Origin of the sequence: Candidatus Filomicrobium marinum (genome assembly GCF_000981545.1) — a bacterium.
Lineage (GTDB): Bacteria > Pseudomonadota > Alphaproteobacteria > Rhizobiales > Hyphomicrobiaceae > Filomicrobium > Filomicrobium insigne.
The window spans coordinates 3187323-3212216 of record NZ_LN829119.1; the positions used below are offsets into that span (position 1 = coordinate 3187323).

Sequence of the window (24894 nt, forward strand, 5' to 3'; positions counted from 1 at the left end):
CACAGGAAACTCGATCACCATTTTGCCGGCTCTCAACAGGTCAGCGGATTTGCGCAATGCAAAAAGTCAAGACGGCACGGGAAGCAGGTGGACGTCGTAAGACGAAGGGAAGGGCATTGCCATTCCTTTACGTTCTCTTTTGGAGCTTCGCGGGCGCCGCCTCAGTCGCATATCTCGGGGTCATTTTCACCGATCCTGACTTGGTCAACGCACTTTCCACGCCAGCCTCCACTGATTCACCCTCAAGTCTGTTTACCGATGAGCAGGTTGCGAGCCCGGCAGCGCGCGCGCTCAGCGACCGCCTGTCCAACGCAAAAGTGGAACTCTCCAAGCTCCGCACAGAATTGAATGAACATAAGCAGGCTTATGCGGAGGGAGAGCCCCAGGAAGTCGCGCCTTCCGAGGCAGTGCCGACAACATCCGCTGACGACGATCGCGTCCCGGCCGAACCTCAAATGACTGCTGCAAATGAAACCGCCCCTGTGCCGGTCGTGCCCGGTGTCGTGATCCCGGGACTGAGCATCGTTGATTCAGCGACACAGCATCCCGGTATGCCACACCCCAACATGCCGATGACAACGGCTGCCCCTGAACAACCCTCGCCTCCGAGCTCGGTCAGCGAAGTCGCCATCGTCAACACGACGATTGTAAATGGCTCCAACGCAGGTTCGCCGATCGAAACCGGCGCGCTCCCAGTCGTACCGCCCCCGGCTCCAGGTGTGCGCCCGAAGCCAAAGCCGGTTGCCGTCGTAGCAATCTCCAAACCTAAACCCGCAGCACAGCCGCAGGCTGCGCCAACAAAGGCTGCGGCCCCACCAACAGGACCGACATCAAAGGTCGTCGCCTTTGGCCCCGCAACGGTCACACGGGCCCCAAAAACGGTGGAGATACCCAAAATCGGTGTTCGCTTGGCTACGGCGCCGACGCTTGATGCCCTGCGTTTGACATGGAACGCTATGCGGGAACGTCACGGCGACGCGTTAAAAGGGTTATCTCCGCGCTACGTAAAAGAAAGCGTTTCGAGCACTGGGCCTTATGCCTTGGTGGCCGGCCCCGTAGCCAAATCCACGGACGTGCTCGAAATCTGCGCCGGGCTAGGCGGCGAGGTTCGCGAATGCGCCCTCGCCACGTTCGAAGGCAGGTCGCTTTAAAGGATGAGATGGACCTCAAAAAAGAGATCCATCCTTTAATCCTTACACGCCCATCTGCTTCCGATAGCTTTATTAAAGACTGTCGGAAGAGGCGCCAAACGTATCGCAAGCTTGCATCTTGCCCGAGCTAAAGCCGGTCTTGAACCAGCGGACGCGCTGCGCTGCGGAACCATGCGTAAACGCATCGGGCACAACATAGCCCTGCTGCCGACGCTGAATCATGTCATCGCCGATCTGACTCGCAGCATTCAAGCCTTCCTCGATATCGCCGGCCTCAAGACGGTTCTTCAACTGATCGTTGAGATTGGCCCAGACGCCAGCGAGACAGTCCGCCTGAAGCTCCATCCGCACTTGTAGGGCATTGGATTCACGCTCGCCCATGCCGCGCTTGGCCTGCTGAACCTTTTCGGCGATCCCCAGGAGCGTTTGCACATGGTGTCCAACTTCGTGAGCGATCACATAAGCCTGAGCAAAATCGCCCGGCGCATTGAAGCGGCGCTTGAGCTGGTCATAAAACGCCAGATCCACGTAGATCTTCTGATCCAACGGGCAATAAAATGGCCCCATAGCGGACATACCCATTCCGCAAGCCGTCTGCGTGCCCCCGCTGAATAGGACGAGCTGCGGATCTTGATATTGACGGCCGAAAGACTTGAACACCCGCGCCCAAACATCTTCGGTATCAGCCAGCACCCGTGAAATGAAAACCTTCATTTCATCGTTGCTTTCGGATTTGGGCTCAGTGCCCGGCAGTCCCGGAATATCTAACGGTGAGCGGTCCGCGGTCCGTCGGTTGACGTCCTGCGTCTGCGGCATTTGCGGAATATCCGGGAAATTAATGCGCCCGTTGCCGCCACCCCCTGTGAGCAGCTCCAGCGGATTGATACCGAAGAGCAGCATGATCGCGCCGATGATCAAAAGCGTCGTGATGCTGAAACCACCACGGCCACCGATCGGGATGCGGATCCCACGTCTACCACCAGGCATACGAAATCCGCCGCCACCGCGTCCGCGCCTGTCTTCGACGTTGGAACTCTGACGGTCCTGCTCATCGTAGCGCATCTGTTTCTCCGACCTTTCTATCGACGCTGGCAGAGCCCATAGTGCATGGCGCCGAGGTCGACTCAATATTCATATTCGCAACGAAAAGACTGTCACTCGGCCTTCGGCATCGCAGGCGCTTCGATCTTGTCTTCCTCAGGGGACTTTTTAGGTGGAGCCAAAGCCTTTGGAGGCTCAGGCTGAACCACGGTTTTAACAAACGACTTCGTCTTTGAGGGCGAACGCAGAAGAGCCTTTACCGCACGAGAACAAGCTACCGGGCCGTCGTTCGCATAAGCCTCATGATTCTTTTCAATTTCCTTGAGTTCATAACGGTAATTGACCATCAGCCCATGCGCCTCTCGTAGACCCTTTTCGGAGGTATCGCCCAGCCAATTGATGCGTTCCAGGCGGGCACCGTTACCGAGATGGAAACGCGCCACCGGGTCGACCGGCTTGTTGTCAGCGGACTTCGCCCGCAGAAAATAGTCCGCGGCCAACGCCAGGACTGAAGCCTTCAGCTCTGCATTTTCCTGCTCGGAGGAAGCCCAGGAAGCAGGCTTGAGAGACGTAAGCACCTCGCGATCCTCCTCCGTGACGACTTCGCTAGCCGCATCCAGGCTCTCTTTCTCGAGCCAGCGCGCGAAAGTCGGCACCGGTGACAACGTCACGAACGTTTTCAAACTGGGCACTTCCCGCACCAGCTCTTCAACCACCTGCTTGATCAGGAAGTTACCAAACGAAACGCCCTTGAGGCCTTCTTGGCAGTTCGAAATCGAATAGAAGACTGCGGTCGTGGGATTTTCGATCGGTTCGGACTTTGCCGGCTCATGCAAGACAGGAGCAATGGCGCCTGGGATGTCCTGCATCAGCGCCACTTCCACAAAGATCAACGGATCATCGATCAGCGATGGATGGAAGAACGCAAAACAACGCCGATCCGCCGGATCAAGCCGACGTCGCAAATCCTCCCAGCCCTTGATCTCATGCACCGCTTCGTAAGCGATAATCTTCTCAAGGATTGAAGCCGACGTCTGCCAATCGATACGGCGGAGCACCAAAAATCCGCGATTAAACCAGGAATAGAGAAGATGGCGCAGATCGGAATCGACGACCGTCAGTTCGGGATACTTTTTCAGAAAACCCAACAGGTCGCGCCGCATAGCGACAAGGTCAGCGGTAGCTCCGGGCGCCAGATTGAGCCGCCGGAAGAATTCCTGTCGCGGACTCTCGACCGCTTTCTGCAGATTCAGAAGAGAACCTGGGGACGGTTTATCCAGGTAAGCGCGGGCAGCGTCGGCAACGCGCGAACTTTCTGGGGTCAACGTATGCGCGATATAGCGGAAAAACGCTTCGCGCTCCTTTGCTTTCAGAAGTTTATAATGGTGCAGAAGCTGGCGTGCGATGGCGACGCCTGAAGCTTCACCACGTTCGGACACCAACGCTTGCACGAGCGCTTGCAGGCCACGGTCGGGATCCTCCCGGAAGAGAGATTTAGGCAAGAGAGAGCGGCCTTGCTCGGCGACCGTGTTGAGCAGTTCCTGCAAAAACGAAACATTCATGGGCTGACCTCTCCTATCGTCAGTCTCGATCCGTTGTCACAAGGCTAACTGCAACGGCTTATCTCAGCCAGATCTCTGAACATTAACCAATCATCAACCATCGCGCGTCAAGATTTGCTTAACCATTCGATCAGCTTAACTATCCAATCGGCCCGAGGAGGCCCCGCAAATGGCAGGAGACGCGCTCAGTGCTCGTATGACCTCCAGCCTCAACAACGTCAAGAACGACACAGGTCGCACGGCATATTGCGGTCCCTTCGTTCTTTCCGCGCTCACAGGCTTCCCGATTAGCCGCGTGGAAGAAGAGGTCAATCGGTTCAGGGGGCTGCCGCCTGATGCCCCTATAAAAGGCACAGACGCGGCTGAGGTTGCAGCAGCTGCTTCAGCGCTCGGCTACGAGATGAAGTTGGGCCATTCGTTCGAGCACTTGCCGCGGAAGGAGCGGCCAACTCTGTGGCAATGGATGCAAAAGCCACGGAACGCCTGGGTGCATTACCTTCTCGCCATAAATCGCGGCAAAGAGGGTCACTGGATTTTGATCAAGGGGGTCAAGATCTGCGATACATTCACAGACGGGCAATGGAAATTCGTTTGCGACGGCCCCCATCGGGGCAGCCGTATCATGGAGATCTATCAGATCAAGCATGCAACGAGTTTCTAGAACCAACGCAAAGCTCTAAAACGTTCTAAAGCAGCCCGAACGGCCCCTACGCACCATCCATCGGGAGCCACATAAGAACGTAGAATTTATAAAGCTGGAATATGCTCGAACCCCTCCCAGGGCTGCGCGCAAGTCGCCAGACAGGCCACTTGACGCAATCCTAACGGCAGACCATCTTGCCGCCCGTCGGCCACTGTGCCACCACCCGAGCCCCTGAACTGGACAATTTCGCCCCATGAGCACCGATTCCGCCGTTCGCCAGTCTGGAACCGTCACCCAACGCGGCTCAGTGTCAACTCTTGGTCTCTGGGTCACAGGGTTATCGGTAAGCCTCCTCGTGGTCACCACCTTCATCATGCTCACGATGGGCCTTCTGATCGGATTTTCCGCATCCTTCGGGCTTCCATTGGTCGTGACCGAAGTCCTCGCCGCGCCGATCGTCTTGATCACCCTTTGGATGGCGGTTTGGACATGCTCTCGCGTGATCGACGTCGAAAAGCGTTTGGCTAAAGGTGCCGGCGGCCCGCCTGACCCAGCGATGCACCTACTCAAACCGTGGGTAACCACAAATGAAAGCAGGTAAGTCCAGCGGCGAATCTGTGCGCCGCTAGAAGTTACTTAAGCGCAAGATCGAAAACTCGCGCTTCATCGCTATTATCTTGAGATCAGTCCTTGGCACGCTCGACGTAGGAGCCGTCCGCCGTCATGACAACGACGCGCGTACCGCTTCCAATGTGTGGCGGAACCATAATGCGGGCACCGTTAGAAAGTACGGCCGGCTTATATGACGAAGATGCTGTCTGACCTTTTACGACAGGATCGGCCTCAACAATTTCAAACGTGACGCGCTGCGGCAGTTCGATGGCAATCGGATTACCTTCATGCAGCGAGATCGTGCAGGTCATGTTCTCGTCAAGCCAGACGGCCTGATCTCCGATGACATCCTTCGGCACTACGATTTGATCGTAGGTTTCAGGGTGCATGAACGTATACCCACTCTCGTCTTCGAAGAGGTAGTTGTAGTCGATCTCCTCAACAAAAGCGCGCTCAACCTGGTCCGTCGTCCGGTACCGCTCAACAATTTTGACGCCATCCGCGATGCGGCGCATTTCGAGATGCGTAACGGGAGTTCCCTTGCCCGGATGAATATTTTCCGCGTTCATCACGACAGCAAGCTTCCCGTCGAGATCGAGCACGTTGCCTTTGCGCACCGAGCTTGCGATAATCTTAGGCACATCAGTCTCCATTGTTGTTCGCCCCTGGACGCGCGGGCTTACGGGCTCCGCAGCGGTCGGGCCGCTTGAATTGATACCGGATCGCCGGTTTCTACCTGTTCACACGCCCCAGGCCAAGTGCGCCGACCCTAAGCGCGATCTTCGCACCTCAAAGAACCTGCCCATGTCCCCCTCAACACCCTGGTGGCGTCCCGCCTACCACACCGATCGACGCCCAATCCTTCTCGCGCGCAACAAGATCAAGCGCTTAGTACGCAACTGGTTCCACGAGCAGGATTTCGTTGAGGTGGACACCGCCTGCCTGCAGATTTCCCCCGGCAACGAGACCCATCTGCACGCATTCCGGACCGAGCTTATTGGTACCGATCTCGGTATTGGCGACTACTATCTACACACAAGCCCCGAGTTTGCCTGCAAAAAACTGCTCGCTGCGGGAGAACGCAACATATTTACCTTCGCACCCGTGTTCCGAAATCGCGAGCGGGGCTCCCTGCACCACCCTGAATTCACGATGTTGGAATGGTATCGAGCGGACGAACCCTTCAAACGCGTTATGGCCGATTGCATCGAAATCCTCCGAATCGCGGCAAAAACAACCGGTCTAGAGACGATTCAATGGCGCGGACGCACATGTAATCCGTTAGCCGAACCAGAGAACCTCAGCGTCTGCGAGGCTTTCTTGCGACACGCTGGCATCAACCTGCAAACGACATTTGATGCCACGACGACCGACCGTGACGCGCTCTATCGCGCCGCAACCGCCATTGGGATCGCTTGCGCGGAGGACGACACTTGGTCCGATATATTTTCGCGCGTGCTGACGGCTAAGGTGGAACCGCAATTGGGAATGGACCACCCCGTACTGCTGACGGACTATCCCGCGTGCGAAGCCGCACTGGCACAACGCAAACCCGACAACGAGAGGCTAGCGGAGCGTTTCGAGCTCTATGTTTGCGGCGTCGAACTTGCGAATGGCTTTGGCGAACTCACCAACCCTGCTGAACAACGCGCGCGTTTCCGTGCGGCTATGGATGACAAAGAGCGCATCTACAATGAACGCTACCCAATCGACGAAGATTTTCTGGCAGCCCTCGAAACCATGCCACCAGCATCCGGCTGCGCGCTGGGCTTCGACCGTGTAGTGATGCTGGCAACCGGTGCACAACGCATCGATCAGGTTATCTGGACACCCCTCCCACAATGAGCACGACCGACCAACCGATCAAGACAGTGGGCCAGTTGATCGTTGCCGGTCTTACACCTCCAGATCAGCACGATGACCTTGAACGGCTGACGCAACACTATGCGCTCGCCATTACTCCAACGATCGCAACGTTGATCGATCCTACTGCCGGGCATAAGGACCCGATCGCCGCACAATTCGTACCGAGCATGGCGGAACTCGATCGGCATCCCGAGGAGCAAGACGACCCCATTGGCGACGACACCTATGCCCCAATCAAGGGCATCGTGCATCGCTACGCCGACCGCTGCCTACTGAAACCGGTAAGCGTCTGCCCAGTCTATTGCCGCTTTTGCTTTCGACGCGAAACCATCGGCCCCGGTCATAACGGCCAACTCACGAGCAGCGAACTCGAAAAGGCAATCGGGTACATCGCGCAGCATCCCGAGATCTGGGAAGTCATCCTGACAGGCGGCGACCCGTTAGTTCTGCCGCCACGACGCGTCCGGGAAATCACGCAACGACTCACTGGCATTCCCCACGTACGCGTCATCCGCTGGCACTCACGCGTGCCCGTCGTCGATCCGGACCGCATAGATACCGCAATGGTTCAGGCACTACGTTCGCCGGAGAAATCCGTCTACATCGCACTCCATGCCAATCATCCCCGAGAACTAACCAATACCGCACGCGCTGCATGTGCGAGTCTCATCGACGCCGGCGTCGTCATGATTAGCCAGAGCGTCTTGCTGAAAGGCGTCAACGACGACGCAGATACGCTCGAGACATTGATGCGGACCTTTGTCGAAATGCGGATCAAGCCCTACTATCTGCATCATCCGGATTTGGCCCCTGGCACCACACACTTCCGCCTGCCTATCGCGCGAGGACAAGAGATCGTCGGGGAACTGCGTCAGCGTTTGTCGGGCCTCGCGATGCCGACCTACATTCTCGACATCCCAGGCGGATACGGCAAAGTCCCGATCGGTCCCGGTTACATTCGCGGGAACGGACAAGACCAAAGCTACGAAATCACCGACCGCAAGGGCAGGACACATCAGTATCGCGACTGCTGCGCCGCGCCGGAGGACGACTGAACGCAATGCGAGCGCGCTTGATACGCACCGGCGTGTCCATACACTCTGCAAAAGTCCGCTGCATCCTGGCCCTGCTCGTCGTCGGGTCGGCGTCATACAGTCTCGCCCCAATTCAGGCCGCTCCGGCAGACAAGCCGGTTCTGATGGCCGCTTGGCGAAATATCTTCACAAGACCCAAAACAATTCCCACGCCGCCGAATACCCCCTCAACCTCGGCGAAGGTGGAATTGGGAAAATTGCTCTTCCATGACACCCGCCTCTCCGGCCCCCAAGATCGCAATTGTGCCACGTGCCACCAAGCCGACCTCGGCTACAGCAACGGAAAAGCGCGCGGCCCTGGACGCGATGGCAAGGACCTCACGCGCAACGTCCCCAGTCTGCAAAACCTGGCTTGGGCCAAGCGGTTTTTCTGGGACGGCCGTGCGCAATCCCTTGAAGAGCAGGCCTCCGGCCCTATCCTCAATGCGCTTGAAATGGCGGGCAACTGGCCGGAGATCACCGCGCGGCTCAAAGCTGATTCAGCAATCACTGAGCTGTTTGAAAGGGCTTTTCCTCAAACGACCACAACCGATCCAGTAACGCCGGACCATATTGTCGAAGCGCTCGCAGCCTATGAGCGCACGTTAATCTCGCCTGTGACTCGCTTTGACCGATTTATCGCAGGTGAAGCCAACGCCCTGAGCACCTTCGAACAGCAAGGCTTTGCGCTATTTGTCGGACGTGCAGGATGCGTAGCCTGCCATGGCAGCTGGAGATTCACCGACGACCGGCTCCACGATATAGGACTACCCGCATCCGCTGGCAGCACCGACCATCAGTCCGACGACACCGCGAGCCAGACATCCTTTAAGACGCCAAGCCTTCGCGAATTGCGTTACTCCGCGCCTTACATGCACGACGGATCAAAGACCACACTGGAAGACGTCATCAAGCATTACAACGGGGGCTTCACCGAAAGGCCTTCTCTCTCGCGAAACATCGTTCAGGACCTGAACCTGACCGCGACCGAACGCCGGGCGCTTATCGCATTTCTAAACACATTGAGTTCGGACTAACACCGTCCTAGCCGCCAAAATAAAGACCCCGAGGCATTACCTCGGGGTCCTACTTTGGTCCGCGTACGCGAAGTAAATTTGGCCCAATATAACTGACCACTCCCGCGCCTTATTCAATAAACGGACCTCAGTAACAATACTGGCGCAACGTCCAGCCTTTGACCTTGCATTTCTCTTCGCCGTTCACGATGGAGCAAACACGGTTCGGCAACCGTTGATAGGAACAGTAGTACCCACCAGCCGCTCGACCATCGAAGCCATGCATCGGCTTATTGAACTTATAATCCTGCGAATAGAAGGTACGGCCGCGCGCATCCGCAGGCGTTGCAGAAATCAACGAAGCAACAGCAATCATCGTCGCGACCGCAAAAAGACCCATCGAAGTTGATCTGGAAATCGTCATCGTCCTGCTCTCCTAGTCATCCAACGGGGTTTGCCCGTCGAGCCCTTGATGATTTCCAAATTATACTCCCAACCTCTTGCGCGCTGTTCCCGCCGTAACGCGGGCAAGATTTTCTCCAATCAACCGCTGATCATCAAATCCAATTTGGGGACTTTCCCAACCGCCACACAACGTCCCCACAAAAAGGGGGAGCCCTAATCTACCATCTATTTCGACAGCGGAAAAATCACAGTTTTAACAAGCACTAAAAACAACAGAGCAATGAATGACTCAAGCCGCCATTCCCATCTGCGAAGCTTCAATTCCTAAACGCAGGGTACTTGAATAAGCGGGACGCTCCGTTGCTAGCGCCCAAATCAAGCGCTGCGGATTAAAGCCCCAATGAAGGTTGAGCCGCAGCCGAGCTGCAGCCACCACTGCAGGATAAAAAATGTCGTAGCCGCGCGCCATTAGAAGCGCTCGCAACCGACGCGATTGAAAGATATCTACGAGACACCAAAAACGCATCAGCGCCACAACACCACGCTCAGTGCCGCCCTCAAAATCATTCCAGAAGCGATCTTCAATTTTCGCGCGATCCACGTCGGTCACGCCGCGCAGGAACAGTAATCCATGTTCACACTCAACCATGATCTGGATCAGCAGCCAAAGATCGGCAGACGCGGCCCGTGGCACATCACTCAAATCCATGTTCGACGTGGGCGCGGCCGTCATGAATGCCTCTCCTGATTGTCCAATAAAGAGCCAGTTGGAATGTGACTATGCGTGCTGAAAGACCTGCCACGGAGACCCCGTCAGCAGAATGATGTCGAGAGGGCACACGCCATAAACCAGGAAATCAACTTCATGACCGACGAGGCGACCGTTTTGATTGACGACCTGATCCTTGTTGAAACGGAATTTCCGTCCGTCGTTGGTCGCGATAACCCCGACCTGCAATCTTTCATCAAACTTCGTGATGTGACCGTACATGTCTGCAACTTCCTACTTAAGAAAACGTCCGTGCGCCGCGCACCGTCGCGACATCGCTCGGTATGTCTGTAAAGGTGCGGGTTTTTGTGGAGGTGCGCTGTTCCTTGCGCGACAACGAAAAACAAAGAAACAAAAAACCCGCCACGAAGGGCGGGTTTGGTGGGCATAGTGTAACTTCGTTTTATCTAGAAACGCATTATTTCAAAGATGCAATCCGCGTACGAAACACCCTGACCGGTGTTCCTTCCGTTTTATTTTTCACGAAAAAAGGCATCTACCCGCATGCCAGGCAACAACGGCACGTCCCCAGCGAATTCGAGCGTAACTTCCAACACCTCAACATCCGTCGGACGCCGTGGGCCACGCTGCGTAATACCTGGGTTGGACAGCGCCGGGGCAAGCTTCACGACCTTTCCGGAAAACTCCTGACCGGGATAGCTGACACTCTTCACGTAGGCATCCTGACCGACCGAGATCTTAGAGACATCCGCTTCGTCAACTTCAGCGGTGACCTGAAGGACCGACATGTCGCCAATCACAATTAGAGGCACACTTGGCGAGGGCGCCACCATCTCACCGGTTTTCGCCTTCAACTGAAGTACGCGTCCAGATTGAGGGGCACGAATACGAGTTTTATCGAGTAAAGCTTCCGCGATAGCGACTTGCGCACGAGCCTCACTGACGGCAGCTTCCGCTTGGCTGGGTGCAGGGAGTTTCGAATCCGCCTGCGCCTGAGCGACCTTAACGCGAGCACGCTGGACGCGATCTTCCGCCTCACGCAGACGGCGCCGCGCATTCTCCAGCGTCTGATCATTCACGCTGCCGTCACGCTTCCCGTTCAACGCATAATCGAGTTCGATCCTGGCACCCGTTACAGCCCGTTCCGCACGGTAGACCTCATCCTCGGCATCCCGCACATCTCTGCGGTTGGAATTGAGTTGCTGGTCGTCACGTGCTTTTTCGCGGACATCCGCCTGTGTTTCCGCAGCAGCAAGGCGTGCCCGGGCCTCCGCATCATCCAATTTGATGAGAAGCTGGCCTTCTTCCACATCGTCGTTGACCTTGATGGACACTTCTGTAACCCGGCCGATGATGGCTGTGCCAACTCCAACCTCGCCACCTTTAGGTTCTACGCGTCCGGGAGCAGCTGCGACCCACGCAACTTTTGCCGAAGCCGCGACAGGAGCGGGAGAAGCCGTCACCCCCCCATACTGATTGCTCGCCCAATAGCCGGCGAAAGCTGCCAGGCCCAACGCCGCGATTCCACCTATGATCTTAAACATGGTCATGGCTCCCATTCGCCGCAGCAGCAGCGTGCTCCCCTACAGAGTTATGATTTACAATTTCACCCTGCGAAGGCCGTTCATCGCCAACGATGAAACCATCCTCGATACGAATAATGCGATCGGCATATTTCAGCGTCCGGTGGTCGTGCGTAACGGCAAGTACAGCGCGGCTCGTATCCCGGGAAACTTCCGCGAGTAACGCCATAACCGCTTGTCCGTTCTCAGAATCCAACGCGGCGGTGGGCTCATCGGCTAAAATCACGGAGGGCGAACCGGCAAGCGCACGGGCTATCGCGACGCGTTGCTTCTCACCACCCGACAGTTTGCTCGGATAAGTATTGATGCGATGTGATAACCCGACGGCATTAAGCGCTGACGCAGCTCTCTGTGGTGCGTCGGCCGGAAGCTGATCGCGCACGTCGAGGGCCAGCATCACGTTTTCCAATGCCGTAAGCGTCGGAAAAAGATTATAGGATTGAAATACAAAGCCGATGTGGTGACGCCGCAAGTCAGCCATCTCCTCGGGAGACATGCCGGTCGTGTTACGCCCGGCAATCTCTAACTCTCCGGAGTTTTGCGTCAGAATACATCCGAGGATCGACAGCAATGTCGTTTTACCACTACCCGAGGGCCCCATGAGCAATGTCAGCTCTCCAGGCTTCAAGTCGAGATCGATCCCTTTGAGAACCTGCACTTCACCCGCACCGGTACCAAAAACCTTTTTAATTTGACGGGCAACGAGCAGCGGTTCGGTAACCGAAGCGCTCGTACTGAAATCGTTCATATCGTCCTTCCTGATGGATACTTTTTATTTCGTAGCAATCGACGTCAGTATCTCGATATGCCGCAATTTCCGCAGTTCCCAGCGCAACACCAAAGCGACGACGATGCCGCACTGGGGAAAAGAAGCCTAGCGGCTGAAAACCCCCGCCGGATCAATGCGTGTGACCTTGAAGATCGCTGAAACAGCAGCAATCGTGCACATGCCGATTGTGACGAGGAACAACAACAGCGCGAGGCCCGGTGTCATTACCACATTGAGGGTCGTCCCCTTTGCCGCAGCAAATATTGCAAGCGTCAGGCTCATGCCCAAGGCATACCCCACAACAGCGCTGAACAAGGCCTGCAGGAGAATGACCTGAATGATATAACGCGATGAAGCTCCAAGTGCCCGCAACGTAGCAAATTCGTTGATGTGATCCTTGGTGCTGGAATAAAGCGTTTGTGCGACAATAACGATGCCCACGATCAATGCCAGCGCCGTACCTGCAATAAGCCCAGACCCCGCGGCCGTGTGAAACAGCCAATAATTGATACTCCGCGAACGAAACTCTCCACGCGTGAGAACCTCAACATCAGGAAGACGCTCCTGTATCCGGGCCTGCACCGTCGCGATGTCAGCATCCGGCTCAACTTTCACCAACGTGTAGGCGCCCTGTTCTTGATTGGCCCGCAGCATCGATTGGGCCCGGCCCAGGGTTGTAAACACATAAGGCATGGTCGTGAAGGAGCGGATGCCTTTTGTCACAGCGCCGACGGTGACGGTCTGACCATTTATTTCTGCCGGATCGCCGAGCCCTGTGACATCGAGGTCTTTAAAATAGGTCTTGTCGACCGCAACAGCCTTCGGAGCGGCCAGTTCTTCCACGCTCCCCTCAATGACATTCCAGGGCCGAAATCCCCCCTGCGTCCAATCCGACCCGACAAGCAAAACCGTCGTCGCTCCGCCGTTACGCTTTCGCCAGCGGGAGAAACCCATAACCAATGTTTCAACACTTGCTACGCCCGGAACTGAGAGTACCGCATAACTTTCACGGCCCGGCAGCAGCGATGGATCATCGACGCTCTTCGTCCCAATCGGTACGACCCAGAGCTCTCCTTCCGTCTGATCGATAACAGCAGCAATCGTACGTTCAATCCCGAGATAAATCCCTGATTGGAATGCGAGCAGGACGACAGAAAAGACGATGCCGACAAGCGTAACAAACAAGCTCAAACGATCATGGAAAAGGTTTCGGTAAGCCAGCTTCGGGGCCATCCGGAGACGTTTGCTATTACCGGCCGGGGCAATCATCCCACCACCCGTCTCACTTATATCCTTGCTCGCTGTCATGTTAGTCGGTCCTTCCCCGTCTCCGCAGACCAGCCGCGCCTAATCAATACGGGCTTTTATTTCCGCGCGCACTATCTTGATTAATGAAAATGGCAGCTTCGTCCGTTGTTCCGATAACGCAGCGCCAACCACCACAAGTTTTATGGATTCCGCAAGGCACATTGATTGTTAGGCCAGCACTCGGCACAAATTTCTTGCACGTCAGCTCTTTATTGATGCTTTGCTCAGGAGGAGGAACGTGCGCGACCTGTGTGTCCGCAATCTCCGCTTTTGGGGACTCCGTCCGAACATCAATAGTCTTCAGGTGCACGGTGTCGCTTTGGCTATTGTTGTCGATCGCAACGACAGGAATAAGCGCAGTAGCCCCGGTAACAGCTGAAGCTTTGACGGGAACGGCCTTTTGCACCTCTGCCGCCTTCACAGTTGCAACTTCAGCTCTAACGACCTCAACCTTCTGGTCTTCCCGCTGTGCGGCGACGAGCTTCCGTGCACGCTCTTCAGCCTTTAGCCGTGCCGCCCTCCGGCGTTTCGCCTCACGTTCTTTAGCCTCGGTAATCTGCGCATGCCGCGCAGCCGCCTTACGCGCCGCAATGTCATTCTTGCGCTTGTGACTGAAGTTGCGCGTGTGATGAGAAGAGCTTGATTTGTAATGAGCACCATTTGAATGCGCGTTGAATACACCAAGCGGACCACCAAAATTGAGACGCACACCACCTCCGGCGTGCACCGGCGAAATACTCGAAGTGATCGCCAAGACGGCAAACGCACCCCCTATAATCCCGGTCGAAAACTTATTCATGACGAGCTCCTTCTGACGGCCCAGCGCCCTATCAATTTTCATTGCGTTCCAACGCTGCAAAACTTCATGTCCTGCCAAGCAATGTGCCCTTGACCAGTCGAACCCGCTGTTCCGACAGATACAGAAATCGAATTATTTCTTGAAAGCTGACAAAGACTTCACGCTGCGACAGAAACCTTGAAGCGTGTCACTGTACTCTCCCGCTCCTCAGCGGCGTCTCCCACGAGACGAGCGATGAATGCCGTAGATCTTTCAACAACAACGTCGCGCTGCCGATCGACCGTAACGATGTGGTAGCTATCCTCCAGCACGGTCACTTCGACCGGTCCCGCAAGCTTGCTCTGGAGATACCAGGCATTGTTTAGATGCGCGTAGTCGTCTTCGCGCGGATGAAGAATAAGAGCGGGTTGTTGAATTTTGCGGACTTCGCGTTTCACTGCCGAAACAAGGCGGCGATGCTCCAGAACCGCGCAGCCAGGCGTGTTGCGCAGGCCTGATGTCCCCGTTTCGCCGTCTACCAGCGCACGAACTACGAACTGCCGGATACGGTCGTCTTTGATCCCGTGCGGGTGAAGGTCTGGAAACTTGATGAGGTTTGCGATGCGCTTGGATCGGACAAGCTTAAACAAGCGCATATACCAAGGGATGAGCCAGCCATTCACCCAGAGCGTCGGTGAAAACAGCGTCAATCCGTGAACCTTATCAGGGTGGCGGGCTGCCAGCAGAAGACCGAGAACAGCACCCGTCGAAAGGCCTCCGACAAATACTCTGTCGCAATTCTGGGAAAGTTCGAAAAGCGCGTCTTCTACGCTCTTGTACCAATCCTGCCAGCTGGTTGCCTTCAGATCCTCAACACTGCCGCCATGCCCCGCCAGTCGCGGGCAATGGACCGTGTAACCCTGACGTGCCATTCCATTGGCGACATAACGCATCTCGGTCGGGCTGCCACACAGACCATGGACGAGGAGCACACCGATCCGGCCACCTTTTATTTTGTAGGTATCCTGCTGAACGATCATGACGCCTTCCGCCCTGTTTGAACCCGATGGCTCAAACCTAGGCAGCGCGTGAGGCAGGCGCTGTTCCTCAGGAAACCCGCAAATCGTGTTGGAAAAAATTACTGGTAAGGGCGTTACCCCTCACTCAGGAGCCCTCGAAGTAAGCTGCAAACACCTCGGAGCGTACGAGTTCGCGTGCCGTTTGCGCCTCCAGATCTCGGTGCGGAGACCGGTAATAGGCCCGCAACTCGGGACGCCGACGCCACTTATCCTCTTCTGCGGCGGTAGCCTTACCGGGATGAAGCAAAACTTCCACCGCCTCTTCACCGTGATCGCCAGCAGCCCGCTGCAATGACCTGAGGCTTGCAGCAACACCCGCTTCAATTGCGGGAACCGTCATCGCTCCAGTATGCAACACTCCAAGGAAGGCTGGGTTAAATCGGATATCCGCAGCCTGCAATTTTCCAGTCATAGAACCCGCCAAGCGATTGAGCACGCCCCACTTGACGGTATTGAGACCCAGCGTCGTCTTCAGATTGTCGACACCAGGGGACAGATGCCACGGCTCCCGCGGAACGCGCACATAACCAACGTCCACCGCCGAGCGAGAGGCGAGAACGGCATCGAGAACAAACCCCAAAGCATGGATGTGGGTATGGCTGTCGATGCGAAGTTGATCCACCGGCCGGTGGAGAGCCGCTAAAGCCGCGCCCCCTCGAACAAGCTGAGCCGTAAATTCTCGTTTTATCTGTTCGCTGAGCGCCTGCTTCTTGACCAGATCCCCCGCAATCCACTGACGAACGAGATCCTGAAACGTTGTCGATAACGCACCTTCGCCGTCGACGAGCAATGGAACCTCCCCGGCCGCACTTAAAGGCTGACCTTCGAGAAGATTAAGATGCAGGCTCACCCGAACGTGCGGCCGGACGGCCAAAGCGTCAATCGCCTCATCAAACGCGAGCCCATTGCAAATGAGACTGACGGAACGCACACCTCCCTCGTCGATCGCCGCAACGATAGACCGGGTAATCCCCCGGCTGAGGCCGATATCGTCGGCGTGCAATATGAACCTAGGCACCATGCTCTTTGCGTTTCTCACCAGCGCGGACGTTACAGGACTCACATCTTCAATATAGCGTGCGGAGCAAATGATCCCCTTCAACAAAACAATAACGGCCGCGCTCGGATGAGCACGGCCGTCATGCGCGTACAGAAAGAGAGTACGCTAACTAGGCTTAGCGGAACAGCGACAGAATGTTCTGGCTGTTCTGGTTGGCCAGCGACAGAGCCTGGATGCCAAGCTGCTGCTGAACCTGCAGTGCCTGCATACGCGTGGACTCTTCGTTCATGTCAGCGTCAACAAGCGTCGAGATACCACGATCGATGGCATCGCTCAGAGCCGAGACGAACTCAGACTGCAGATCGATACGACTCTTGGCGGCACCAAGGTTCGTTGCAGCATCCGTCATTTCCTGCATGGCCTGATCGACGGCCGTGATGAACTCGTCGATGTTTGCATCCGTGACTGCAGCACCCGAGATATCCATCTCGGCCGTGCCGTCTGTGCTGGCGATAACGATCGTGCCGGCAGCACCAATCGCCCCCGTCGCAGCAACGCGATTCGAAGCGAGGATGCCACGTGCGTCGGCGGTTGCAGCTCCGTTCTGGTTGAACAGGAAAGTCGATGAAACGTCGATAGAGATCGTGCTGACCGAGACACTACCGCCGCTCCGCGAGAAGGACGCAACGACCTCCTCACTTGCCGTGTAGCCGGAGCCTGCCGTGGTATCAACGTCCAGCCAATTCTCACCCGTGAATGAAGCTGAGCTTGCAATCGACCGGAGCTGGTTCTGCAGCTCATCGATTTCCGTCTGGATCTTCGCGCGATCAGCACCTGGCTGACGGGCAAGAACCAGCTTCTTCTGCAGGTCCGTCATGACGTCGATGGATTTTTCCATGGCGACATAAGCGACGTCGACCGTCGCTGCGCCAAGACCGAGCGCGTCGGAGACAGCTGACAGCGACTTGTTGTCGGAACGCATGGTGGTGGCCATGGACCAGTATGCAGCGTTGTCAGAAGCTTGGCCAACGCGAAAGCCTGTCGAGATGCGCGACTGCGTCTCGATCATGCTCTTGTTGGTCTGATTGAGGGATTGCAGAGCGGTCATTGCCGCGAAGTTGGTATTGATGCTGTTCATTTACTTACTGCCCCTAAAACTCGAGAGGAAAAAACGACTGGGACATACCGGCTTTCACGGCATAGTGGAGCGGCATCATACCTTTGAGGACATTTAATCAGCTCCCCAATCCACCATGATGCTTTGGTTAAACGAGAGCCTTTAACGGGCAGTAAAGATCATTATGAACACGCGACGAATCCCATCAAAAAACGAGACGGCAACGAAAACAGTAAAGCGCGCGGAAACACGCAACACTTTCGCATATTGTATGAACCCGAGCGGTTTAAACTTTTAAATAACTGATCGCAAATCGTTGCGAAGTCTAATTCCCCGACGAGATAGGACGGTAATCTGCAGCCCACATTGCCATTGTCCCGGCACCGGAAAAATTCCGGTAGTCGAGTTGATCAATCTGCATCTCGAACTCGAGCGGGTTGGTCTTTGGCTCAAGAAAACGATACGACGACGTTGTCGCCGTATTGAGAACCAACCGAAAAGAATAGGTGCCAGCCTCTAGATCAAGAATGCGCGCCACCCGTTCGCCCGAGCGCGGAAAAAACTGCAGCGCTTGCGAAGACGAACCCTTGCCTTCCAGGGACACGGGTGCAAAAGGCTGAAACGGTTGAGTTCCCCAGGTTCCCGTGCGCGCGGCATAAAAACGCTTAACCTCATTCCGCCGAGGGTTCGTCACTTCGAGATCAATTGAAAGGACGGTTCCGGTTCGCGCCCCGTCGTTTAGGACCGTCAACGGCAGCACAAAAACTTCAAACGGACTGTCGGGAGAATCTGGATCCGTATATTCGATCCGGGGCGGGACATACACGCTCAGTTCGGGCGAACGCAGCACGGATTCATAAAAACTATAACCGGAAAAGGCCAACGCGAACGCTGAAATCAGCGTTGCCCATAACCCTCCATCACTCAAACGTCCCCGTGTCGCCTGCTCGAGTGAATCCTCCTGCGCGCGGTGCGCCGTACGCCTACCACCCTTCCATACCACTTCAAAAATCCCCCAACAAAAACTGGTGCCCCAGCACCCATCACCGGCCATCCGTGTCCGGCTGGAAAACCGCTGCCAGCTGAACACGACGGAAAAAGGGCCAGTACAAAAAAATTGACATCAGCCTGGGTTGAAACAAGCAAATCGAGCAAGGCCCTAATCAAGCATGGAACCTTGGCCGATTACATCGGTTCCCCTACGGAACGGCTGTTCGAGCCGGTCAAGCCAACGCACCAAGTCACTCGCTTCTGACGCGCTTAGTTCGTGTTCGGCAGACACGTTCTCACCTAAAACCCGATTGAGCTGTTACGTAAGAACCTCGCCGCACATCGTCATAGCAATGAAAGACATTCTCGAAAGTCCGATACCACATGACACGAAATAATCACGACTCAGCCATGGGCACCGCCCGCTGGGCTCTGATCGTGTTTTCTGTTGGCGCACTGGTCGTAGCGGCAGCTCTCGCTCTTTGGCAGATCCGTGCAGCTCTCCTTCTTGCTTTCGCATCGGTCGTATTTGCAGTCGTACTGTTGGCGATAGCTCACCCGATTGAAAAATTCACATCTCTTAGCCGCCGATGGTCGGTACCGATAAGCGGCTTGGTGCTTCTCACATTTATCGGACTTTTCTCCGTCTTGATCGGTACGCAACTGTACAATCAATTCGGGGAATTACGACAGAAGCTGCCCGCCGCATTAGAACAAGTCGAAGAGCGGCTCGGCGTAAAGGCCGAACAACTTCTTCCCAATGAGGGCGGATCGACGAACGCCGCCTCCCGCCCAAGTGGGCTAAGAAACGGAATCCCTGATGTGATGGGGGCGGTTCGTTCCGTAACCGACAAGATAATGTCCGCCGGAAGCCTTCTCCTCAACGGATTGGTCAGCTTGGCTTTGGTAATTGTCGGAGGAATGTTTTTAGCTTTCGATCCCACAACATATCGGCGCGGTATCGTGCTGCTAGTCCCCAAGGATCGCCAAAGTCAGGCAGATTCGGCGTTGCGTGAATGCGGACGCGTCCTGCAGCTTTGGCTGCGCGCACAGCTTATTTCGATGGGGCTCGTCGGGCTATTGTCAGGGGTGGGGGCCTGGGCAATCGGACTCCCCGCCCCGCTAGCTGTTGGCTTTTTTGCCGGACTGACGGAATTCATCCCAATCATTGGTCCCTGGATTGGCGCCGTCCCGGCACTTCTCATCGCCTTAAGCGTCAGTTGGGAAATGGCGGTTTGGACTGCGGTTCTGTTTCTTGCCGTTCAGCAACTCGAGTCCTTCATCATCACACCGCTGGTTCAACAGCAGGTCGCGAACATCCCGCCTTTTGTGGTCCTCTTTGGCATACTTGCCCTCGGCCTGCTATTTGGCCCCGTCGGCGTTCTCGTCGCCGGCCCTCTCGGTCTCATCGCGTATTTCTTAGTCACAGAGCTTTACGTGAAAGACACTTTGAACAACACACCGAAGTCAGACAGCTCCGAGTGAACATCGGCAAATGATGCGCATCTCAAAATTTTGGCAACAGCGCATCAAGATGCGGTGTCATGATGATGTCGTCCTGATCATCTCCGGAAGAGTGGACAACGATCCAAGTGCACGGCGCGCCACTGTCGTTGACGGGAGCGTGCGGAACATCCCGCGGCATAAACATTTGCTCGCCCTGCACCATCTCCACGCGATGTTCAAATTGATCGCCGTAATAGACGGAACAGCGCCCTTCCAACAGATACGCGATCGTATCTATGTCTTTGTGATAATGCGCCTTGGCCTTCGCACCTGGCGGCATGGGAAGCACATTCATACAAACACTCGTCTCACCCACCGTGCCCCGCGACACGCCAGCCTGATAGGTAAAACCTTGCTGACCGACATATGTTTGGCCAGGACGAATGATTTTTGCGCGGTCAGCTGCGGACACCATGTTTCAACTCCCTTACGCGAAAAGCCACAAAGTCGGGACATTCGGGTCGGACAACGCAGCGCAATGGATATTGGCTACATAGTATTAGAACTGATGAATTGGACCCAGCCCCAGCCAATTTCTTAAGCTACGGCGAGTCGATCGGCTGCAGCCAGCCGATTGACGCTCCCAGCGCATCCTAGTCGTGCGCCTCGGCCCCGCTATCGCTTTCGTTTCCCTTTGAGGTAGCGGGGCCACCCAAATCAATTATTTTCGCAAACCGTTCCCGGGGCGGTGGATCCTAAGCGGCCTTGCGGTAACCCGCGGCCATAATCCCGGCACCCACCAAGAGCCCACCCCCCATGCGATTGACTGTCCGCTTTACTGTAGGGCTTCGTAAGGTTGTACGAGCAGACGCTGCCAACAGCGCAAACAAAGCAGCGTTCAGCGCAGCCAACGTGACAAACGTAGCCTCCATAATCAGCAACTGCGGGAGGAAAGGATCGCTCGCAACGATGAACTGCGGGACAAACGCCACAAAGAAAACAATGCTCTTCGGATTGAGCGCTGTCACCGTATAGGAGTGGATGAACATCCGGCCAAGACTGATCTTCGGCGCCTCAACCTCCTCTGACACATAAACCGGAGAACGCCACAGCTTGATGCCGAGATAAATGAGGTACAGCCCACCGACCCAGCGTAAAATGGTGAAGAGCGTGGCGGACGTGGCCAGCATCACACCAAGGCCCAGCATCGAAGCCGTCATGGCCGTGAGATCGCCAAGAGCAACACCTGCCACAATCGCAGCCCCCGGCTTTCGCCCATGCGTGAGAGCGTAGGTAACGACGAGCAGCACTGTCGGTCCTGGAATCGCAAGCATAAGCGCTGAAGCCGCCGAAAAAGCCAGCCAGTTCTCCAACAACATGCCTTCGCGTCTCCCGCAAAGCTAAAGGTCCAAACTTTTCCGATGTTTTGAAAAAAGCGCTTTGGTAGACCGGGGGGCAATGGAACTACCATATATGCAATTGTTTTTGTTGAGCTTTATCGAATGTTGTAGGGCAACTGTTACCCAGAATGTACCCCAATTTGTTACCCTGGATCACCTGCAAAAAGGACGGGACACAGGATAGGTGAACGGCGGGCAGAGCCCAGCGCCGACCCGCCCGGCTTGCGGGAGCTAGATCGCATCCGCTCGGCATGGTCAGGACCGCAGCCGATTGTATGGCGGGACGATCTCGCCCAGCTTTTCCCTTGCCCTTTTTATGGCCTCCTGAGCGCGGCCTCCGGCCTCGCAACCTTCACGGAAAAGGGCTTCCCTTCTTGCCGCATCCAGGTCGTCGGTCCACATATCCCGCTTGCCCCACGCACTTAGCATACCCTCTAACCCCCGCTCGATCTCGGCAGCCTCCTTCTTTAGCTCTGGCACATAATAGCTGACGATCATGTGCATCAGCCCGATGTCGAATTGGGCGATCTCCCTGCTGTCGATCAGTGACCTGCCTGCATCGATGCTTTGGAGCAGCATTGTTGCCCGGTCATATGCATTGCTGAGAACTTCATAGAGCCGCTCCAAGCTGTCGCGGAAGCGGCGCTCGTCCTCCATACGAGCCTGATGACGGATTTGAAGTTGCACTCCGATAAGGGCGATGCTGCCGCCCACCACAGCACCCACAAGTGCCGCCGCGAATTCCGCCATGTTGCCCCCCGTGTTTGTCTCACGCCTCCGATTAGTACGGCCACGGGCGGGACAAACGCAAACGGCCCGCGCATGGCGGGCCGTTCTATGGGATGGGTGCGACGGGCGGCGGAGGTCCGGAGAAGTGACCACACCCGCCGCACCCGACCCCTCGCTCGCAATTCGCCAACGAGCGCGGAAGCCGATGGCTAGGCTTGGCCGGGGTTCTTGTACCAAGACCTCCAGTCAAGGAACGCGCAGCCAAAGTCGAGCCGGACTTTGAACTCGACCCCATCAACGTCGAACCCGTTGCGGTATGTGAGCTGCGGGCCGGGTTCGTTGGCCAAGTGCGCGTAGGCGATGCCGTCGATGGAGGCGGGATCGGCGGCAACGAACCATTGCTTACCCGTAAGCCTTGGCTCAACCGCAACCGTCAATCGGATCGGCTGAACGTCAGACGTGTCCGTCGCCGTGATGGCTGCCATCAGCTTCTCCGCATCGGTTTCAAGTTCAGGGCCGACAATGAGATACCGAGGGCCGATACCAATCAACTCGCCAGCCTCGTCAACCTGCTTGCGCATCGCGAGACGGGCAGCGCTGAGCGTAGTTTCGGATAGAGCCGCACCGGCTGCCGCGACGTTGCCGTGGTCAGAGTGAAAGACCGGCTTGCCATCCCCCATCACGAGGTTGCTCGTCAGCAGGGCTGCCAACTGTTTGGCCTCGAACTGAGCAGCGGCAACGCCGAGCTTGCGCGGAATGTCAGCCACCCAACCGAGATCATCGTTTACGAGCACCTGTCGCGTCACGCCGAATATCTTTCCGAAGGGCTCTACCGCGATCTTTTCGCCGCTATCCGAAATCGTTCCGCGCTTAAACTCGCCATGTTCACCGACCTTCTCCAGAGCGCTCATCCCGGACAAGCCGACCACGGTTCGGGCGCGGAAATCGGCCAGCTCCAAGCGTCGGGCAAGCGGCTTGAGCCCGCTTGGCGCTTCCTCATACGTCTTACGCAGCACGCGCCCAACGGCGCTCGAAAGCGCATATGAGAAGTCACTTGTCGAATGCAACCCGCCAAGCGACCGCGTGACCACCTGCGCCGGAGTGAGACCGCGCACGTCTTCACCTGCGAGCCGCAAGTGCTCCCGCGCCAGCTCCGGAAGTGCCAGGCCGACAAACTGGCGGGCAGCCGGTGACGGCTCCAGGCCGGGCAATGCGCGCACAGCGATGGCCTCGCCCATCGCCTCAGTGCGGAATGCCGGATCGTGCAGGCTGGCAGAACCGCCTGACATCCCCGTGTAAGGCGACAAGGCAACCACAGACTGCGTCGGGGCCTGCCGCTGCTGCTCGTCAGCCAGACGGTCGATGAGCGCCGCCCGAAAATCTTCTACGGACGTGCCCGCGATCTCGTGTTCTGCCGCGAACGCCCGCTGGCCAAAGTGCTCGCCCAACTCCCGAATGGTGGTCAGGCGCTTGCGTTCCGCGCGCTCGTCCCGTTCGGGGGCTTCGCTAGTCGTTGTCGTGGTGCTCATGATGTTTCTTCCTCTGATGCGTGCGGCGTCGTCTGCGGGGATCGGCACTATGCTGACCTCCAGCAATCGCCACTTGGTCGCCGTCTTAGTGCGGTTGCCGTCTTCGTCGGTGGCCTCGGTCCAGGCTATGACCAAGTATCCAATGCTCACGCCGGTCACGATGCCGTCCGCGATGTCGACGGCGATTGCGTCAACCTCCTGGCGCTTTGACAAGCGCAGAACGGCGTCCAGGTTCTCGCCCTTACGATCAACGCTAACGACCGCTCCGAGTACGTCTGAAAGGTCGCCAGCGCGGTGCGCGTTTAGGACAGGCATGTGCGCCGAAAGCTCGACCCCTGACGGGTCGAGCAGTTCAAGGTACCGACCCTCATAGTCGTACCGCTCCACGCCCGCTCCGGCTGCGATGGTGGCGCGCAGCGTCCGGCTCTTGTGGTTCCATGATTTGGAGCCTGCTGACGGCGCGAAGCGCGTCAGCATTTCGGGCTCGGGAACTGGCGACCGCTTCGGCGGCTTGAGTGAAGTGTCAATCGGCACTAGCAAGCGCCTCCCTGACGCGGCGCGCGTGGTTGCTGGCGTTCACCAGGAAGACCGCCGAGCCGCCACCGCCTTTTGTGTCGCGGATATCGCGGCCCACCTGTTGCTCGACGCTGGCAAGCACCTGCGCCAGATGCCCGCCAACGTGACCGGCTGAACCGTTCAGATGAACCACGCCAATCCAGGTGTCCGCCAGAGCCGGAGCGTCGGCATGATGCCCGGCAAGCCAGCCCCGGCAGTTGCCGATAACGCTTCCCGCCACATCGGCAGCCACGCCGCGCTCAATCAGTTCCAGCACGCACGCAAACGCCACAGCGTCGGTGAAGCTATAAGTGCGCCATCCCCGTCCGAAGTCGTCTGCGCTTTCATCTACGCCGCTGTCCCACATTCCGGTGTGCCCGCGCGCCCGCATGGTCCGCACGCGGGTCAGTGGGATGCCGAGAGCATCGGCTATGTCGCTCAGCCTGTACGGCTTGTCCTCGACCATATCGCCTCCAAATTAACCCAACTTGCGTTAATTTAGGTGGGCGCCT

Annotated in this window: 26 protein-coding genes; 7 read left to right on the plus strand and 19 right to left on the minus strand. The window is 56.8% G+C overall.

From position 1 onward, the window contains the following. Nucleotides 1–56: 56 nt before the first annotated feature. Nucleotides 57–1151: a hypothetical protein gene (locus YBN1229_RS14890; protein WP_046478497.1), complete on the plus strand. Its 1095-nt coding sequence runs from the start codon at nt 57–59 to the stop codon at nt 1149–1151. 72 nt (nt 1152–1223) lie between these two features. Here YBN1229_RS14890 and ypfJ read toward each other — a convergent pair whose 3' ends face one another. Next, the gene (ypfJ, locus tag YBN1229_RS14895) at nt 1224–2213 is read right to left on the minus strand and encodes a KPN_02809 family neutral zinc metallopeptidase (RefSeq protein WP_046478496.1); all 990 of its coding nucleotides are present in this window, start codon (nt 2211–2213) and stop codon (nt 1224–1226) included. Nucleotides 2214–2305: 92 nt separating this feature from the next. Continuing rightward, on the minus strand, nt 2306–3754 hold the full coding sequence (locus YBN1229_RS14900; protein ID WP_076605322.1) for a malonyl-CoA decarboxylase: 1449 nt from the start codon (nt 3752–3754) through the stop codon (nt 2306–2308). Between the two features lie 169 nt (nt 3755–3923). Here YBN1229_RS14900 and YBN1229_RS14905 point away from each other — a divergent pair, with 169 nt between their 5' ends. After that, nucleotides 3924–4415, plus strand: coding sequence for a hypothetical protein (locus YBN1229_RS14905; protein ID WP_046478495.1), 492 nt, complete (start codon nt 3924–3926; stop codon nt 4413–4415). A gap of 235 nt (nt 4416–4650) precedes the next feature. Next, nucleotides 4651–4998 (plus strand): hypothetical protein, encoded by a 348-nt coding sequence (locus YBN1229_RS14910; protein WP_046478494.1) that lies wholly within the window; start codon nt 4651–4653, stop codon nt 4996–4998. Nucleotides 4999–5080: 82 nt separating this feature from the next. Here YBN1229_RS14910 and efp read toward each other — a convergent pair whose 3' ends face one another. Beyond that, the gene (gene efp, locus YBN1229_RS14915; RefSeq protein WP_046501069.1) at nt 5081–5650 is read right to left on the minus strand and encodes an elongation factor P; all 570 of its coding nucleotides are present in this window, start codon (nt 5648–5650) and stop codon (nt 5081–5083) included. Between the two features lie 163 nt (nt 5651–5813). Here efp and epmA point away from each other — a divergent pair, with 163 nt between their 5' ends. Genes epmA through YBN1229_RS14930 form a run of 3 tightly spaced genes read left to right on the plus strand, consistent with a single transcriptional unit; the run spans nt 5814 to nt 8985 of the window. Further along, on the plus strand, nt 5814–6854 hold the full coding sequence (epmA, locus tag YBN1229_RS14920; protein WP_046478492.1) for an EF-P lysine aminoacylase EpmA: 1041 nt from the start codon (nt 5814–5816) through the stop codon (nt 6852–6854). Next, complete coding sequence (locus tag YBN1229_RS14925) at nt 6851–7930, plus strand: lysine-2,3-aminomutase-like protein (RefSeq protein WP_046478491.1); 1080 nt, start codon at nt 6851–6853, stop codon at nt 7928–7930. The genes epmA and YBN1229_RS14925 overlap by 4 nt, the downstream gene beginning before the upstream one ends. Nucleotides 7931–7935: 5 nt before the next feature. Further along, on the plus strand, nt 7936–8985 hold the full coding sequence (locus tag YBN1229_RS14930) for a cytochrome-c peroxidase (RefSeq protein ID WP_052743979.1): 1050 nt from the start codon (nt 7936–7938) through the stop codon (nt 8983–8985). Between the two features lie 127 nt (nt 8986–9112). Here the strand turns inward: YBN1229_RS14930 and YBN1229_RS14935 are convergent, their stop codons facing one another. The 11 genes from YBN1229_RS14935 to YBN1229_RS14985 form a co-directional block, all read right to left on the minus strand. Further along, a complete protein-coding gene (locus tag YBN1229_RS14935) occupies nt 9113–9388 on the minus strand; it encodes a hypothetical protein (protein WP_244464916.1) in 276 nt (91 codons plus the stop codon). Between the two features lie 270 nt (nt 9389–9658). Beyond that, nucleotides 9659–10102 (minus strand): hypothetical protein, encoded by a 444-nt coding sequence (locus YBN1229_RS14940; RefSeq protein ID WP_046478489.1) that lies wholly within the window; start codon nt 10100–10102, stop codon nt 9659–9661. A gap of 45 nt (nt 10103–10147) precedes the next feature. Next, nucleotides 10148–10360 carry a hypothetical protein gene (locus tag YBN1229_RS14945; protein WP_046478488.1) on the minus strand — a complete coding sequence of 71 codons (213 nt, stop codon included), beginning with the start codon at nt 10358–10360 and terminating at the stop codon, nt 10148–10150. Between the two features lie 251 nt (nt 10361–10611). Continuing rightward, nucleotides 10612–11643: an HlyD family secretion protein gene (locus YBN1229_RS14950; protein ID WP_046480388.1), complete on the minus strand. Its 1032-nt coding sequence runs from the start codon at nt 11641–11643 to the stop codon at nt 10612–10614. Next, a complete protein-coding gene (locus YBN1229_RS14955; RefSeq protein WP_046478487.1) occupies nt 11636–12430 on the minus strand; it encodes an ABC transporter ATP-binding protein in 795 nt (264 codons plus the stop codon). The genes YBN1229_RS14950 and YBN1229_RS14955 overlap by 8 nt, the downstream gene beginning before the upstream one ends. A gap of 126 nt (nt 12431–12556) precedes the next feature. Next, nucleotides 12557–13759, minus strand: coding sequence for an ABC transporter permease (locus tag YBN1229_RS14960; protein WP_342027552.1), 1203 nt, complete (start codon nt 13757–13759; stop codon nt 12557–12559). A 43-nt stretch (nt 13760–13802) separates the two neighbouring features. Continuing rightward, nucleotides 13803–14558 carry a hypothetical protein gene (locus YBN1229_RS14965; RefSeq protein ID WP_152025000.1) on the minus strand — a complete coding sequence of 252 codons (756 nt, stop codon included), beginning with the start codon at nt 14556–14558 and terminating at the stop codon, nt 13803–13805. Nucleotides 14559–14716: 158 nt separating this feature from the next. After that, entirely contained in the window at nt 14717–15577 is an 861-nt protein-coding gene (locus YBN1229_RS14970) for an alpha/beta hydrolase (RefSeq protein WP_046478485.1), read from the minus strand. A 124-nt stretch (nt 15578–15701) separates the two neighbouring features. Further along, nucleotides 15702–16637: a carbohydrate deacetylase gene (locus YBN1229_RS14975; protein ID WP_046478484.1), complete on the minus strand. Its 936-nt coding sequence runs from the start codon at nt 16635–16637 to the stop codon at nt 15702–15704. Between the two features lie 154 nt (nt 16638–16791). Then, nucleotides 16792–17754, minus strand: a complete 963-nt coding sequence (locus YBN1229_RS14980) for a flagellin (RefSeq protein WP_046478483.1) — start codon at nt 17752–17754, stop codon at nt 16792–16794. 304 nt (nt 17755–18058) lie between these two features. After that, nucleotides 18059–18736: a hypothetical protein gene (locus YBN1229_RS14985; protein ID WP_139165378.1), complete on the minus strand. Its 678-nt coding sequence runs from the start codon at nt 18734–18736 to the stop codon at nt 18059–18061. A 371-nt stretch (nt 18737–19107) separates the two neighbouring features. On the opposite strand from YBN1229_RS14985, the gene YBN1229_RS14990 reads away from it, so the two are divergent. Then, nucleotides 19108–20208 carry an AI-2E family transporter gene (locus tag YBN1229_RS14990; RefSeq protein WP_082101161.1) on the plus strand — a complete coding sequence of 367 codons (1101 nt, stop codon included), beginning with the start codon at nt 19108–19110 and terminating at the stop codon, nt 20206–20208. Nucleotides 20209–20230: 22 nt separating this feature from the next. Here YBN1229_RS14990 and YBN1229_RS14995 read toward each other — a convergent pair whose 3' ends face one another. The 5 genes from YBN1229_RS14995 to YBN1229_RS15015 form a co-directional block, all read right to left on the minus strand. Then, entirely contained in the window at nt 20231–20644 is a 414-nt protein-coding gene (locus YBN1229_RS14995) for a cupin domain-containing protein (RefSeq protein WP_046478481.1), read from the minus strand. Nucleotides 20645–20924: 280 nt separating this feature from the next. Beyond that, nucleotides 20925–21548: a LysE family translocator gene (locus YBN1229_RS15000; protein WP_046478480.1), complete on the minus strand. Its 624-nt coding sequence runs from the start codon at nt 21546–21548 to the stop codon at nt 20925–20927. A 276-nt stretch (nt 21549–21824) separates the two neighbouring features. Beyond that, complete coding sequence (locus YBN1229_RS15005) at nt 21825–22319, minus strand: hypothetical protein (RefSeq protein ID WP_046478479.1); 495 nt, start codon at nt 22317–22319, stop codon at nt 21825–21827. A 188-nt stretch (nt 22320–22507) separates the two neighbouring features. Continuing rightward, complete coding sequence (locus tag YBN1229_RS15010; protein WP_052743981.1) at nt 22508–24361, minus strand: prohead protease/major capsid protein fusion protein; 1854 nt, start codon at nt 24359–24361, stop codon at nt 22508–22510. Next, nucleotides 24351–24848, minus strand: coding sequence for a hypothetical protein (locus tag YBN1229_RS15015; RefSeq protein WP_046478478.1), 498 nt, complete (start codon nt 24846–24848; stop codon nt 24351–24353). The genes YBN1229_RS15010 and YBN1229_RS15015 overlap by 11 nt, the downstream gene beginning before the upstream one ends. Nucleotides 24849–24894 lie beyond the last annotated feature (46 nt).